The 15,633-nt window shown below is 38.0% G+C and carries 9 protein-coding genes and 1 pseudogene; 1 reads left to right on the forward strand and 9 read right to left on the reverse strand.

Annotated features, from left to right (window positions below):
• Window positions 1-233: 233 nt before the first annotated feature.
• Window positions 234-1,231: pseudogene (locus H4J57_RS10230) on the reverse strand (transposase).
• Window positions 1,232-1,657: 426 nt separating this feature from the next.
• On the opposite strand from H4J57_RS10230, the gene H4J57_RS10235 reads away from it, so the two are divergent.
• Window positions 1,658-3,673 (forward strand): methyl-accepting chemotaxis protein, encoded by a 2,016-nt coding sequence (locus H4J57_RS10235; RefSeq protein ID WP_182242756.1) that lies wholly within the window; start codon window positions 1,658-1,660, stop codon window positions 3,671-3,673.
• A gap of 394 nt (window positions 3,674-4,067) precedes the next feature.
• Here the strand turns inward: H4J57_RS10235 and H4J57_RS10240 are convergent, their stop codons facing one another.
• The 8 genes from H4J57_RS10240 to pepP all read right to left on the reverse strand — a co-directional run bounded on the left by H4J57_RS10240 (window position 4,068) and on the right by pepP (window position 15,622).
• The gene (locus tag H4J57_RS10240; RefSeq protein ID WP_182242758.1) at window positions 4,068-5,054 is read right to left on the reverse strand and encodes a transposase; all 987 of its coding nucleotides are present in this window, start codon (window positions 5,052-5,054) and stop codon (window positions 4,068-4,070) included.
• A gap of 282 nt (window positions 5,055-5,336) precedes the next feature.
• Window positions 5,337-5,966 carry a heme-binding protein gene (locus H4J57_RS10245; RefSeq protein ID WP_182242760.1) on the reverse strand — a complete coding sequence of 210 codons (630 nt, stop codon included), beginning with the start codon at window positions 5,964-5,966 and terminating at the stop codon, window positions 5,337-5,339.
• A gap of 263 nt (window positions 5,967-6,229) precedes the next feature.
• On the reverse strand, window positions 6,230-9,121 hold the full coding sequence (gcvP, locus tag H4J57_RS10250; RefSeq protein ID WP_182242762.1) for an aminomethyl-transferring glycine dehydrogenase: 2,892 nt from the start codon (window positions 9,119-9,121) through the stop codon (window positions 6,230-6,232).
• 241 nt (window positions 9,122-9,362) lie between these two features.
• Window positions 9,363-9,752, reverse strand: a complete 390-nt coding sequence (gene gcvH / locus H4J57_RS10255) for a glycine cleavage system protein GcvH (RefSeq protein ID WP_070374238.1) — start codon at window positions 9,750-9,752, stop codon at window positions 9,363-9,365.
• A gap of 184 nt (window positions 9,753-9,936) precedes the next feature.
• Window positions 9,937-11,025: a glycine cleavage system aminomethyltransferase GcvT gene (gcvT, locus tag H4J57_RS10260; protein ID WP_182242764.1), complete on the reverse strand. Its 1,089-nt coding sequence runs from the start codon at window positions 11,023-11,025 to the stop codon at window positions 9,937-9,939.
• Between the two features lie 476 nt (window positions 11,026-11,501).
• Window positions 11,502-12,770 (reverse strand): UbiH/UbiF/VisC/COQ6 family ubiquinone biosynthesis hydroxylase, encoded by a 1,269-nt coding sequence (locus H4J57_RS10265; RefSeq protein ID WP_182242766.1) that lies wholly within the window; start codon window positions 12,768-12,770, stop codon window positions 11,502-11,504.
• Window positions 12,771-12,842: 72 nt separating this feature from the next.
• Window positions 12,843-14,066 carry a 2-octaprenyl-6-methoxyphenyl hydroxylase gene (ubiH, locus tag H4J57_RS10270; RefSeq protein ID WP_182242768.1) on the reverse strand — a complete coding sequence of 408 codons (1,224 nt, stop codon included), beginning with the start codon at window positions 14,064-14,066 and terminating at the stop codon, window positions 12,843-12,845.
• 188 nt (window positions 14,067-14,254) lie between these two features.
• Window positions 14,255-15,622: a Xaa-Pro aminopeptidase gene (pepP, locus tag H4J57_RS10275; RefSeq protein ID WP_182242770.1), complete on the reverse strand. Its 1,368-nt coding sequence runs from the start codon at window positions 15,620-15,622 to the stop codon at window positions 14,255-14,257.
• Between the last annotated feature and the right edge of the window lie 11 nt (window positions 15,623-15,633).

Raw genomic sequence — 15,633 nt, forward strand, 5'->3', positions numbered from 1 at the left:
AATCTTATTTTTGTAGCGCATAATTATTATAAATAACTATGCTAAATAATCACACCCATAATAACCACAAATAATAATGATAAGCCATTGCTTGTCTTTTTAGCTTATGACAATACCTATTGATAAGGTAAAGTGAGTTTATATAGTCCTTTATCGCAACTACTTTCTTAAAGCATCAAATGATAACTAAGTTGAACCCACCATTCTAAAATAGTAGTAAGGTTACGTCTTATTCATAAAAAGCGTTGTGTACTATTCAAGCAGGCCTGAGCATTTGTTAGACCATGTGTTCGCTGTAAACCAACATGTTCACTAAATTCACATAAATGATCAGCAGTACCGACAGCACCTGTGAAGATAGTTTCAAAATCCGTATTAAGCTTTAGCCAACTTTCATCATTGATGTGTAACCTCGCGAGAATATTTACCGTGGTCGTGTCGATGGCGCAACATTTATCATCACGCAGAAAGCGTCGGGGTTCATCAAACAATGTTAAATAATCTGCTAAGCTAAAATAAATATCCACGCCAGTTGATTTTTGATGGGGTTCATTGCCCGTAAAGGGTAATAAGCAGCTCGGTTGCTCACTGGTTATAGCCGCTTTAATGCGTCGTTGAATACTGGTGAAGTCAGACTGCTCTGGGGTAACCGCAATACCTGCTCGTATAGGGTTTAAATCAACATATGCCATACAAGACAGTAACGCGCCTTCATCGAGCAGTGCTTGTGATTTAAAGCGTCCTTCCCAAAAATGTCCCGTACATTGGTCTTCTCGGTTAGCTTGCCGGGCTATCGGCTCGTTCAATGAGCGCATAAACCAACTGATATCAATTAAACGCTGCTTATATATCTCAGCTGTACTTTCAACCGTCGCTAATTGAAACTTATCAAGCGGTTGTTTGTTCGTATATTTTTGAGTTAATAATGTCCCTTTGAATAATTGATGCCAACGTTGCAATACCTCATCGGTTGACCAGTTTTCTATTGACTCACTATCAACATGCAAGACAATATGTAAATGATTATGCATGACAGCATAGGCACAGATATCTATCGAAAATACCTGAGATAATGTAAATAATCGTTTTTCAATCCATCTGCGTCGATGCTCGAAACTGACCCCCGTCTGCTTATCTACGCCACACAAAAAGCGCTGCGTACCGTTCGACTGCAAATGTGATAATAAGGTGTATCAAATAAACTAATTTGTTGTAAACGAGGCTTAGGCATAACAATCACCCGACTAAATAAAAGTAATTTAAGTCTAGTTTATTGAACGAAAACTGCATAAGTGATTATGGGTGGCCTAATAAGCATTATGAAATCTAAATAATTGACAAAGGCCATTCGTTTAGTTTCAGCTCAAATTGATAAATTATTCACCAGCCAAAAAAGTATTTAATAAAAAACCACTTGAACAGGTAATTAAGGTCAACTCAACGCGTCCTAATTGTTTTTATCACTTATTAGTCTATATTTATAATAATATTACGTTTTTTAGCTTATAAAGTGAGACGTACACTACAGATATCAAATGGAATTTACAAATAATTCGATAACTAATTTTTGTACAAAGGAGTGTCGCAAATCAAGTATTATTTTATTATTTTTACAGAACCTAAAGTAATAGATTGTTATATATAAGAGAGATGTACAATGTTAAGAAAGTTTTCAATTGGTTCAAGGTTAATTGTGGCATTTAGTTTACTCACCCTGATTTTAGCGATAACGTCTTTTTATTCTATCTATCAAATTAATGTTTTGTCAAAGAAGGCAAGTACAGTTATTGAATTACGTATACCAACAGCTCAGGCCAGTGCAAGTGTATTAAATGGTGTTAATCATGCGCTTGCTGCTTTAAGAGGATGGATATTACTCGGAAAAGATAAATTTAAAATGGAAAGGCAGTTTGCGTGGGAAACAGAAATAAATCCAGCAATAGCTACATTAGACAAAATGTCAGCCAACTGGACTAACCCTGAAAACAAAAAACGCTTAAGTGAAATGAAATCTTTATTAAAATCATTTAAAAAAGAACAATTAAAGATAGAAAATATCGCTCAATCACCACAAAATATCCCTTCAATTACTATGCTCTACAAGCAAGCTGTTCCGCAAGCGTCAATAATGTCATATGAAATAACAAAAATGATTGATATAGAGCTCACCTTAAAAGCAACAGAACAAAGAAAATCATTACTGGGCATGATGGCCGATGTTCGTGGCACACTTGGTCTGGGGATTGCTAATATTCGCGGTTATTTGTTATCAGGTGAAGAAAAATATCGTAATGACTTTGAAAAATTGTGGCGTAAAAACCAACTAAGATTTTCAGACTTAGAAAACAACCAAAACTTATTGAATGCTAAACAAAAAGATGCTTTTTCAAATTTCACTATGGCGAAAAGGGTTTTTGATTCATTGCCGCAAAAAATGTTAACTTCTCGTTCTTTAGAAGATTGGAATTTAGCTAACTATTGGTTAGCTAAAAAAGCCGCACCACTTGGTTTTGAAATTAAAATTATTTTAGAAAAAATGGCGCAAAACCAAAAAGAATTACTCAGTAATGACAGTGTAGAGCTATTAGATACCAGTGAAAGTGCAAAAGTAGGTGCTTTAATTTTATTATTGATAGGTATCGCTATTTCTTTTACATTATCTACGTTAATCGTTCGTAGTATTCGTACCCCCATTAAATTGCTATCTCACTCATTAGCACTTGTTGATAAAAATAGTGATTTAACGATTCAAATTCCCAATAATGGAAACGATGAAATTTCGAATGCAATAGTCATCGTTAATAAAATGCTAGCAGCATTTAGAAATTCATTGGAAAAAGTCACTGATGCGAGCAATCAAATAGCGACATGCGCTGAAGAAACGTCTGTCATATCAACACAAATTGAAAAATCCATTCAAGACCAAGCAGGGCAAACAGAATTAATAGCGACAGCAATTACAGAAATGGCAGCTACTGTAAAAGATGTAGCTCAAAGCACGTTAACGACGTCTGATGCTTCAAGTGAAGCAAAAATTTCTGTTGTAGATGGTTCTGAAATAATGCAGCAAACGATTTTAACCATTAATAAGCTAACTGATAAAATTGATGGCACTAGTAGTACTATTTTTGAATTAGAGCAAAGCAGTAACGAAATTGCGAGTGTTCTAGAGGTAATTAACTCAATTGCAGACCAAACGAATCTCCTCGCATTAAATGCCGCGATAGAGGCAGCTCGAGCAGGTGAACAAGGACGTGGTTTTGCTGTGGTGGCTGATGAAGTAAGAGCTTTGGCAGCTAGAACGCAACAATCTACCGGTGAAATAAGTACTATTATTACTAAACTACAAACTAAGTCTAAAGAAGCTGTTGTGTCCATGGAACATAGTCAACAACAAGTAAAAGAGGTTGTCGTTAAAGCAGAAAATGCTGGCAATGTACTCATTACAATTTCTGACTCCATTGCGAATATAAATGAAATGAGTAGTCATATTGCTTCAGCGTCTGAGCAGCAAGAAGTGGTCACTGAAGAAATTAATATCAGTATTGTGAGTATTAACGATAAAACACATGAAAATGTTGAAGCAATTGTTCAAACATCAAAAGCAGGGAATGAATTGTCTGAACTATCAATAAATTTACAAGTGTTGGTATCAGAATTCAAAATCACTTAATTTTAGCTAATTAATTAGTATTAATAAATATCAAATAACTATGCCAAATAACTATGCTACCCATAATAACCACAAAGAATAATGATAAGCCATTGCTTATCTTTTTAGCTTATGATGTTACCCATTGATAAGGTAATATTAACTATGCCACCCATGATAATGACTAAGTTCTTTGCACACTTAAGTAGGTAAATTACTATGCCACCCATAATAACAATAAATAATGATGATAAGCCATTTCTTGTCTTTTTAGCTTATAACAATAACTATTGATAAGGTAAAGCGAGTTTCTATAGTCCTTTATCGCAACTACTTTCTTAAAACATCAAATGATAGCCGAGTTAAACCCACCACTCTAAAATAGTAGTAAGGTTACGTCTTATTCATAAAAGCGTTATGCGCTATTCAAGCAGGCCTGAGCATTGGCTATACCATGTGTTCGCTGCAAACCAACATGCTCACTAAATTCACATAAATGCTCAGCAGAACCAACAGCACCTGTGAAGATAGTTTCAAAATCCGTCGTAAGCTTTAGCCAACTTTCATCATTGATGTGTAACCTCGCGAGGATAGTTGCGCTAGTAGTGTCGATGGCGCCTCGTTTATCATCACGCAGGAGGCGTCCTGTTTCATCAACCAGAGTTAAGTAATCATGTAAGCTAAAATAAATACCCGCGCCAGTTGATTCTTGATGGGGTTCATTACCCATAAAAGGTAATAAACAGGTCGGTTGCTCACCGGTTATAGCCGCTTTAATGCGTCGTTGAATACTGGTGAAGTCAGACTGTTCTGGGGTAACCGCAATACCTGCTCGTATAGGGTTTAAATCAACATATGCCATACACGACAGTAACGCCCCTTCATCAAGCAGTGCTTGTGATTTAAAGCGCCCTTCCCAAAAGTGTCCGGTACATTGGTCTTCTCGGTTAGCTTGTCGGGCTATCGGCTCGTTCAATGAGCGCATAAACCAACTGATATCAATTAAACGCTGCTTATATATCTCAGCCGTACTTTCAACCGTCGCTAATTGAAACTTATCAAGCGGTTGTTTGTTCAAATATTTTTGAGTTAATAAGGTCCCTTTGAATAATTGATGCCAACGTTGCAATACCTCATCGGTTGACCAGCGCTCTATTGGCTCACTATCGACATGCAAGACAATATGTAAATGATTATGCATGACAGCATAAGCACAGATATCTATCGAAAATACCTGAGATAATGTAAATAATCGCTTTTCAATCCATCTGCGTCGATGCTCAAAACTAATACCCGTCTGCTTATCTACGCCACACAAAAAAGCCTTGCGTACCGTTCGACTGCAAATGTGATAATAAGGTGTATCCAATAAACTAATTTGTTGTGAACGAGGCTTAGGCATAACAATCACCCGACTGAATAAAGATAACTTAAGTCTAGTTTATTGAACGAAACCTGCATAAGTTATTATGGGTGGCCTATTAGGAAGGAATAAGCGTCTCGAACAAAAACTGCATAAGTTATTATGGGGGTCTATTAAGAGATTTTGTGACTATTTTGTCAGTGAACGCTATTCGAAAAAGCAAACATTTAAATGTTTCGTCTTGCACAACAGCAAGCCAGTCAGAGGAAAAATAGATACCCTAACTGGCATTTAAAGCAACCAATAGTAATGCATTTTGGGCTATTTTACTTCAATTAACACTTCGTTGTGGCGAAGCCATGGGATAGTGAAAGGACCATTGTAGGCTGCGTTAATAGGCTCGCTAACTGCGGTATAGCCGTTTTTCGCAATCCAGTTATTAAGGATTTGGGTTTGTGTTTCAACATTACTATCACTGAGCAGCCCGCTGAACTTTATCACCACGACTTTGTAATCCTTTACTTCTGTTATCCATACGTCTGGATTGGTTGGCTTAGGGGTACTTTGTATTGTAAAGTCGGCAGGCATTACAAATGACATTACTTGTTGTTCTGATCGCTCTTTCATAAACACCGGAGCGGTCATAGTGATTTTGGTCCCCTTAGATACTGCCTCTGATTCATCCATCAGTACAGGTGCTGTCATGGCTATTTCTGTGGAGCCTTCATTCTCACCAGTAATATATCTGAACAGATTCCTGAAAGCACCGTTCATTCCGTCGGCTGACATGTCGGAGGACACTAGCACTAACGATTCATAGTTACGCACTTCAATTTTCTGTACCTGATCAGATTTCAATAGTGTATAAGGCGCGTTTTCAACTCCACTTTCTCCAAACACGGAGCAACCGGCCAAAATCAGTGGAACAAGAAGTGCGAAAAGTAATTTCATAGAGTTTCCTTGAGGTCTTATAAAACAGTGTATATCACTGTTTTCATTTTTTATTAAGACTAAATACGTAAAACTGGGAAATTAGTTCAATTCAACATTAAATTTTATCTTCAATAGAACCTGTTGATTGCAGTTGACTAGTGCTGAATTACAAGAAAGCCGATATCGGCTCACTTTTCTAACCGTAATAAATAAAAAGGCGAATCATTGCTGATTCGCCTTTTTAAGTTTCACAAACTTAATTAACAGATGACATCAAAAAACTAGTCTTGATAACTTTCAATTGGAGGACATGAACAAATTAAGTTACGATCTCCGTAGACATCATCGATGCGATTAACTGTTGGCCAAAATTTATTTTTGGCTGCAGCAGGAACGGGAAATACCGCTTCTTTAATAGAATAACCACGTTCCCAAGTATCAGTAATATCCGCTAACGTATGAGGAGCATTATGTAATGGATTGTCGTCACTTGACCATTCACCCGATTCAACTTTACGTACTTCGTCGCGAATAGAAACCATGGCTTCAACAAAACGGTCAAGTTCAACTTTTGACTCAGATTCTGTAGGTTCAATCATGAAAGTACCCGCTACTGGGAACGACATCGTAGGTGCATGAAAACCATAATCAATTAAGCGTTTTGCTATATCAACTTCACTAATACCTGATGTGGCTTTAAGTGGACGTAAATCGATAATACATTCATGAGCAACACGACCATTTTTTCCTGCGTATAAAAGTGGGTAATGTTGGCTTAACTTTTTAGCTAAATAATTAGCATTAGTAATAGCATATTTAGTCGCATCTGTTACGCCCTGCTTACCTAGCATTGCACAGTAAAGGTAAGAGATACATAAAATACCCGCACTACCAAATGGTGCTGCTGCAACGGCTCCATTACCTTTAGTACTTTCATTAACGTTAATTAATGCATGATCAGGCAAAAATGGTGCAAGGTGTGCTTTAACGCCGATAGGTCCCATACCTGGGCCACCGCCACCGTGTGGAATAGCAAACGTTTTATGCAAGTTTAGGTGAGAAACGTCAGCACCAATATAGCCTGGCGACGTTACGCCTACTTGTGCGTTCATGTTTGCACCGTCAAGATAAACTTGACCGCCATGTTCGTGAACGATGTTACAAATTTCTGCTACTGTTGTTTCATATACACCGTGCGTTGACGGGTATGTGATCATAATACAGGCAAGATTGTCGGCCATTTCGCTTGCTTTAGTACGCAGGTCGTTCATGTCAACGTTACCTTCTTTATCACAAGCAACAACAACAACTTTCATACCAACCATTTGCGCAGACGCAGGGTTTGTACCGTGGGCAGAAGATGGAATTAAACAAATATTACGATGTGCATCACCACGACTTTCATGATATTTAACAATCGCGATTAAACCCGCATACTCGCCTTGAGCACCAGAGTTAGGTTGCATTGAAATGTTGTCGTAACCCGTTAGTTCAACTAACCAATCGCCTAACTCGTCAATCATTTGCTTATAACCTTGAGCTTGGTCAATGGGTGCAAATGGGTGCATGTTAGCGAATTCAGGCCATGATACTGGGATCATTTGTGCTGTTGCATTTAACTTCATCGTACAAGAACCCAAAGAAATCATTGAATGGTTCAATGCTAAATCTTTGTTTTCTAATCTTTTGATATAACGAAGCATTTCTGTTTCGCTGTGGTATGAATTGAATACCGGGTGAGTCAATATTTCAGATTCACGTACTAATGCTGCAGGAATTGAAGAATGACCGCTACTGACTATTTTGTCGTCAAGGTCGCTAACGTCTAAACCATGGCCTGCGCCTAATAATATATCGAATAAACCAGCAATATCAGTACGAGTCGTTGTTTCATCTAGAGAAATACTAATTTGACCCACAACATCAGTGCGGAAGTTAACACCTGCGGCTAATGCGCGTGCAACGATTTCTTCTTTATTATCTAAATTGAACGTTAAGGTGTCAAAGTAGTTAGCATGAATAGCTGTTAAGCTTTTTGTGGCTGTACCTAAGCATAAAATATCTGCGAAACGATGAATACGATTAGCAATGATTTTCAAGCCCTTTGGACCATGATAGACCGCGTAAAACGCCGCCATGTTAGCTAAGAGTACTTGGGCAGTACAAATGTTTGAGTTAGCTTTTTCTCGACGAATATGTTGTTCGCGAGTTTGCATTGCCATACGCAATGCAGCGTTACCACGGGTATCTTTAGAAACACCAATAATACGACCAGGCAATGAACGTTTGTATTTCTCAGAGGTAGTAAAAAATGCAGCGTGTGGTCCGCCGTAGCCCATTGGAACACCAAAACGTTGGCTTGAACCAATAACGGCATCGGCACCTAATTCACCCGGTGCTTTTAACATCACTAAACTCATGATATCTGCGGCAACCGCAACAATACCTTTGTTTGCGTGAATTTTTTCAATTAACTCACTAATGTCTGTAATTTCACCCGATGCACTTGGGTATTGTAGCAAAGCACCAAAAACATCATGGTCAGCGGCTTCATGAGCAGGAGCAACGATAACGTCAAAATCAAACATTTCTGCACGTTGTTTAACAACGTCGATAGTTTGTGGATAAACATCACTTGAGATAAAGAACAAGTTTGATTTTTTGTTTTTAGAAACACGTTTTGCTAATGCCATGGCTTCAGCAGCCGCAGTTCCTTCATCTAATAATGAAGCAGAAGCTAGTTCAAGACCAGTAAGGTCGATACACATTTGCTGGTAGTTTAATAATGATTCTAAACGACCTTGAGCAATTTCTGGTTGGTAAGGCGTGTAAGCCGTGTACCAGCCTGGATTTTCTAACACGTTACGCAAAATTACGTTCGGTGTTAATGTGCCGTAGTAACCTAAACCAATGTAGGTGTCGTTTACTTTGTTCAAGCTTGCAACCGCTTTTAAATCACTTAAGGCTTGCGCTTCTGTTTTACTTTCTTCAATCGCAGGCAATGCTGATAAACGAATATCACTTGGTACGATTTCATTGATAAGTGCGTCAACCGACTCTGCGCCAATGTCTTTTAACATCGCTTGAGTTTGTTCGGCATTAGGGCCAATGTGACGACGAATAAAGTCTTGAGTTTGCTCTAAATAAGCAAGTGATTTTGATTGAGTAGTCATAAAACAGCTTCTCTTAAGTGGGTAATTAATTTACTGGGTCTTTAGTTACGGCGTAACTAAAATAAAGCCCCAAACAAGCAGTTGGAGGCTTAATAACAGATTTCGTAAACAGCTAGCTTTTGGTAAGGCGCTAAAGTTATCAGTCTTATAAGCTTAATAGCCTTTAGCTAAAGGCTATTAAGCAAGTGAGATTAGACGAGTATCAAAAGCAACGCAGCATAAAAGCTAAATGTGCCCGAAATTAGTCTTCGTCAATAGAATTCGCGTAACCTTCAGCATCTAATAAAGCATCTAACTCTGCTTCATCAGCTAACTGAACCTTGAATAACCAACCAGCGCCAAAAGCGTCTGAGTTAACTAATTCAGGAGAATCTTCTAAGTCTTCATTTACTTCAATAACTTTACCTGAAACGGGTGCGTAGATGTCTGAAGCTGCTTTTACAGATTCTGCTACTGCAACGTCGTCACCAGTACTGATTTCGTCATCAACATCAGGTAATTCAACAAATACCATGTCACCTAATAAGTCTTGTGCATGTTCAGTGATACCAACTGTAACTACGCCGTTACCTTCTTGACGTACCCATTCGTGTGATGTTGCATATTTTAGTTCTGAAGGAATGTTGCTCATTTTTTGTTTTCCTGAGGTTAATTATTGTTTATCGTAAACTCAATTTCAATTGTCGCTATTGGCTAACAATTAAATACTATAGCTTAATTATTCTTCTATATTGGACAAGCGTAAATAGATTTACCCTCGACCAACATTGTCATTCTACTTGCTTTTAAAACAAATTTTTATGATTAAAAATTAATTAAAAAACTTTTTTGCCATTGCGAACAAAGCCAGCTTTGATCACTTTAACGTTAACTAATTTTTTACGCATTTCTACTTCAACAGTGTCGCCTAAGCTTACGCTGCGAGGAACACGAGCCATAGCAATACTATGACCTAATGTTGGCGAGAATGTACCTGAGGTAATAATACCTTCACCAAATGGCGTAATCACTTTTAAGCCAGTGCGTAATACGCCTTTTTCTTCAAAGACTAAACCAACAAGTTTAGGTTGGTCGCCAGCAGCTTTTTGGGCAGTTAATACTTCACGGCCAATAAAGTTACGATCTGTTGGTTCCCAGCTAATGGTCCATGCCATGTTAGCCGCTAATGGCGAAACAGTTTCGTCCATATCTAAACCATAAAGATTCATGCCTGCTTCTAAGCGCAAGGTATCACGAGCGCCTAAACCACAAGGTGCAACACCTGCGTCGAGTAGTTTTTGCCATAAATCTGCTGCTTGGCCTTCTGGAACCACTATTTCATAACCATCTTCACCGGTATAACCCGTGGTGGCAATGAATAAATCGCCGGCTTGAACACCAAAGAATGGCTTCATACCTTCAACAGCTTGAGTTTGCTCTGGTGTTAATAGTGAAGCTACTTTAGCTTTAGCTTGAGGACCTTGCACGGCAATCATGCCAAATTCAGGACGTTCGGTAATTGTAATGTCGAAACCAGCCGATTGTTCATTCATCCACGCTAAATCTTTTACGCGCGTTGCTGAATTAACAACCAAACGATAATAAGTTTCAGTGAAGAAATAAATGATCAAATCATCAATAACACCACCTTCGTGATTGAGCATACCGGTATAAAGGGCTTTACCTTCAACGGTTAATTTTGCAACATCGTTGATCACTAAACGGCGTAAATATGCTTTGGCATCAACACCTTTAATATCAACAATGGTCATGTGTGAAACATCAAACATGCCGGCATCAGTTCGAACAGCATTATGCTCTTCTATTTGCGAGCCGTAGTTAATTGGCATTTCCCAGCCGTGAAAATCAACTAGTTTTGCGCCAGCTTCAATATGCTTAGCATGTAATACGGTTTTATTAGTCATCGTATGTATTCCACTTTAATTGTTGAATTCACCATTAAGCCAAGCTTAAAGGTAGTATATTTACAAAATAATTGGCCAGATTATAGCCGCGCAAAGCAACCTATTCAACTAAAAACAAAGAAAACAGTCAATAATACAAATTTTAAACCAGATAAATATTTTAATCCAAATTTAATTTTTAAAACCTCGTTTTTTGAAAATTATAATCAGTTTTACTTCGTTAAAAAATAGAATCTTGGGTTTTTATTTTGTGTTTTTTACTGACATTTTTTTTCAGGAAAACTTATTAATTTAAAAGCTAATAATATCAAAAGGAAGGAGGAATATTAGGACGTTTATAAAATTATTTTTCATCGATTAACCATACACTTAAAAGACAATCATTAGATAAGTTTTATAAAACAGAGCAAACGTTATTACAAGCTCTTACGGTCATGTCAAAAGCGTTTGCTTAAATGCTCAAAGCAACGTTAATTTTAAAATAACTTGTCTTTGAGTTTTGCAAGTTTAGGTAAATCACTTTTCAAACCCAATGCTTGTTTAATTAAGACTTGCTTAACGGGCTTTAAGTTATTAATTAAAGACAAACCCAGACCTCTCAACAATTTTATAGCGCCTTGTTGAGGCGTAAACACTTGTTTAATTGACTCCATTGCTGCAACCATTTCGGTTGCTTCGGCTTTACGCCAACGCGAATATTCATTTAATAAACGAGTGGTTAACCAAGCATCATTAGGGGATTTTTGTTGGGTTATTTTGTCATTAATAATTTGCGCCAATGATACCGCGTCAAGTAAACCTAAATTAACGCCCTGGCCTGCTAATGGATGAATGGTATGAGCAGCGTCACCAACTAAAGCAATACGCTCTTGAACAAAGCTTTGGGCGATACGCATAGTTAGCGGATGAGTAAAACGTTTACTCTGCAGTTCAACATTCCCTAATTTTCCATCACTTGCTGCCGTTAACGCTTTTGAAAACTCTGTTGGAGTTAAGCCATTTAAACGAATTGCATCTTCGGGGGATGTAGACCAAACAATCGAGCATAAGTCTTGCGTTCCAAGAGCGTCGTTAAGTGGTAATAGCGCTAGAGGGCCAGTTTCTAGAAAAACTTGCCATGCGGTATTTTGGTGTCCTTGTGAACATTTTACCGTCGCAACAATAGCGTGATGATCATAATCACGAAAAGTTAAAGGGAACGCCATTTGACGTCTAACCCAAGAATTTGCGCCATCGGCACCAACCACTAATTTAGCGGTTATTGGCATAGGATTACCGTTAGTTGATGTAAAACTAACAAAAGCTTCACTCTCACCAATACTTATATTACTTAAGGTATTTTCAGTATAAAAAATTATACCTTGATCTGCTTGTGCTTTTTGCCAAAGGCTCTGACGTATAACGCTATTTTCAACGATCCAACCTAGCTGTTCATTGGCTGAGGTATCGGCTAAATCGTCACAAGAAAAAAGTAACTTGCCAAAGCCAGCTTTATCCCAAACATGCATATCAGTATAAGCTTGAATACGTTTTTGTTGAATCAATGGCCAAACATCAAGATTATCAAAAATTTGTTTACTGGCGACATTAAGCGCACTAACTCGAACATCAGGCTGTTCTGATAATTCATCCGGCGGTGAAGTGTCAACAATAGCAACGGTTAACTGTGTTTGCTGACGTAGCGCTAAAGCTAAGGTTAAGCCCACCATGCCGCCGCCAACAATTAATACATCAAATTTTTGCATGTTATTCTTCTTAATTTTAAAATGGCTTTACGTTAGGTTAACTGGGTATTTTTAGTTACCTTGGTTTCACCCTTAATAACCCATCGTTTTTCTAACGAGGCGACTTTTTAATGGTGATAAATAATTCATGACTTTCAAACCAACATTACGACCTATAACTAAAGGGGGCAATTTATTTGAAAAAAGTGTCACTAACGAATCGGTTAAACCAATGACTTGCTGATGATCTAACTTTCGTTGCGAGGCATAATGACTTAACAGAGAAAATTGTCCAATGTCTTGATTGTTATTTAAGGCGACTTTGATCAGCTCCACCATTTGCTTAACATCTCTTACACCCAAATTAAAACCTTGTCCGGCAATAGGATGAATAGTGTGAGAAGCATTACCAATAAGTGCCATCCGATGAAAAACCTGTTCATCTGCCATTAATAATTTAAGCGAATAAACATCGCGCTTACCCACTTGGGTTATTGCGCCAAGCCAACTACCAAAAGCATTTTCAAGTTCATCTTGGAATTTTTTATCGCTAACTGCTAGCATTTTATCTGCTTGTTCAGGCGGTAATGTCCATACCAAAGAACAACGACTATCACTTGTTGCGCTCCCCTGTTTTGACAGCGGTAACATCGCAATAGGACCAGTATCAGTAAAGCGTTCAAAAGCCAAATTGTTGTGGGGAATCGCCGTACTTACATTGGTAATAAGTGCCGATTGATCGTAGTGAGACTCTTGCACAGCAATGTTAGCAAATTTTCGACAGGCTGAATGAACACCATCACAGGCTAATAGTAATTTCGCGCTAAGCTTTGCTGTTGAATTAAGCGTCAGTTCAACCTGCTCTTTTTGCCAAGTAATATCGGTTATTTTATCGGGAGTGAACCAAGTGATATTACCTGTTATTTTGTTTTTCTCTTTTAAACTGCTTAATAATGCTTGCCCAAGCAATGACATTTCAACAACAAAGCCGAGTGCATTAACTTGATGATGCTCAGCATAAAGTCGAGCTTTACCGTAGAAGCCTCGATCAGAGATATGAATATTTTTAATGGGCTCGGCTAGGTGCTTTAATTGTTGCCAAACGCCTAAACGTTCTAAATAGGTTGCTGTGCCATGTGAAAGCGCTAACACACGATCGTCAAAAGTTAATCTTGTATCTTCTAATACCGGATTAGCTTCAACAATGGCAATAGACAGTGGCTGACCCTGTTGTTTTTTGCAGTCGATCAAACTCAGTGCCATTAATGCACCAGATAAACCACCACCAGAAATTACGATATCGAATTCTTTTTTCATAGTTACTTTTTTTAGCTATTTAATACAGTCGCTTAAGATAAAGCGTTAAAGTGAAATGCTAAGTTCATTGCCAATTCATCATTGAACTGTGAAATAAAACATTGATTAATGATTGCTGCCTGAATGTAAATACGTAAATCTATGATGACAAGTTCATATGGCAATGAGAATTGACGATAAAAAGTCAGTTAATTATTCGCAGTCATTAGTTGTTCAATTTCAGCAATTGATTTTGGCGCATTTACCGTTAAGTTTTCATGACCTTGATCAGTTACTGCTATATTATCTTCAATTCTTATTGCTATACCGCGCCATTTTTTATCAACACTATAATCATCAAGTGGAATATAAATGCCCGGCTCTATGGTCATCACCATACCTTGTTCAAACGCTCGACATTGCTCGCGTTTATCATTTGACTGATAATCACCAACGTCATGAACATCTAAACCCAACCAGTGCCCTAAACCATGAATAAAATACTTTTTACAGGCTTTGTCCTCGAGTAACAGAGCTAAATTCCCAGACAATATACCTAAACGATGTAAACCTGAAGTTAGGAAGTTATTCACTAAAACATTAAGCTCGGCAAAGGTTGCGTGTGGCTTTATTGCATCAATCGCTAAGTTCTGTGCATCTAGCACGAGTTGATAGACTTCTCGTTGTGCTAATGTGAACTTGCCATTTGCAGGAAAGGTGCGAGTAATGTCAGCCGCATAGCCGCTAAGTTCACCACCGGCGTCAATCAACACCAATTCATTATTTTTCAGTACGTCATCATTGTTAGTGTAATGTAAAATATTGCCATTATCACCACAGGCAACGATACTGCCATAAGCTGGGTGCCTTGCACCATTACTGGCAAATTCATGCAATATTTCCGCTTCTAATTGGTATTCAAATTTACCAATCGCTGACTGCTTCATCGCTCTGGCATGAGCCGCACCGCTAATAATATTTACTTGACGCATAATATCGAGTTCGCCGGCACTTTTGATTAAACGCATTTCTTCAATAATATTTCGACAATCAACCAATAGTGTCGGTGCTTTTACGCCAAGGCGGCTTTGCGCTTTAACCGCTGACAACCATGCATATATTTGGCTATCTAAGCGGGTACTTTTTCCTTGGCAAAACAACAAGTGACTTTTATCCGCAATATAATCAGGGAGGTATTGATCTATTTCGGTTAGTGGAAAACATTCATCTACACCATAATGCTCTACCGCTAACGTTTGTCCTACACGCCTACCGTGCCAGACTTCTTGAAGGGCATCTTTCTCAAGGTTAAATAAAATACTTTGTTGATTTTCTTCTCCCTTATCAGCAGATTTAGTCAGCACTAAAACAGCATCAGGTTCGTTATATCCCGTTAGATAATAAAAACTTTTATCTTGGCAAAAAGCATATTCGGTATCGTTGCTACGCGTGACTTCTTGTGCAGCGGAAAATATCGCAATAGAATTTTCTGGCATCGAAGCAAAAAATTGAGCACGACGTTGGATGAATTCTGCCAAAGGTAATAAAGTATTTTTAACTAAAGTTGATGTATTCATGACTTAATCTT

This window comes from Colwellia sp. BRX8-7, from assembly GCF_014077275.1.
In the GTDB taxonomy this organism is placed as follows: Bacteria; Pseudomonadota; Gammaproteobacteria; order Enterobacterales; family Alteromonadaceae; genus Colwellia_A.

Excerpts from the sequence above, each read along its gene's own strand:
- H4J57_RS10235 (WP_182242756.1), top strand. The coding sequence starts at position 1,658 with ATGTTAAGAAAGTTTTCAATTGGTTCAAGGTTAATTGTGGCATTTAGT.
- gcvP (WP_182242762.1), bottom strand. The coding sequence starts at position 9,121 with ATGACTACTCAATCAAAATCACTTGCTTATTTAGAGCAAACTCAAGAC.
- ubiH (WP_182242768.1), bottom strand. The coding sequence starts at position 14,066 with ATGAAAAAAGAATTCGATATCGTAATTTCTGGTGGTGGTTTATCTGGT.
- gcvT (WP_182242764.1), bottom strand. The coding sequence starts at position 11,025 with ATGACTAATAAAACCGTATTACATGCTAAGCATATTGAAGCTGGCGCA.
- H4J57_RS10240 (WP_182242758.1), bottom strand. The coding sequence starts at position 5,054 with ATGCCTAAGCCTCGTTCACAACAAATTAGTTTATTGGATACACCTTAT.
- H4J57_RS10265 (WP_182242766.1), bottom strand. The coding sequence starts at position 12,770 with ATGCAAAAATTTGATGTATTAATTGTTGGCGGCGGCATGGTGGGCTTA.
- pepP (WP_182242770.1), bottom strand. The coding sequence starts at position 15,622 with ATGAATACATCAACTTTAGTTAAAAATACTTTATTACCTTTGGCAGAA.
- H4J57_RS10245 (WP_182242760.1), bottom strand. The coding sequence starts at position 5,966 with ATGAAATTACTTTTCGCACTTCTTGTTCCACTGATTTTGGCCGGTTGC.
- gcvH (WP_070374238.1), bottom strand. The coding sequence starts at position 9,752 with ATGAGCAACATTCCTTCAGAACTAAAATATGCAACATCACACGAATGG.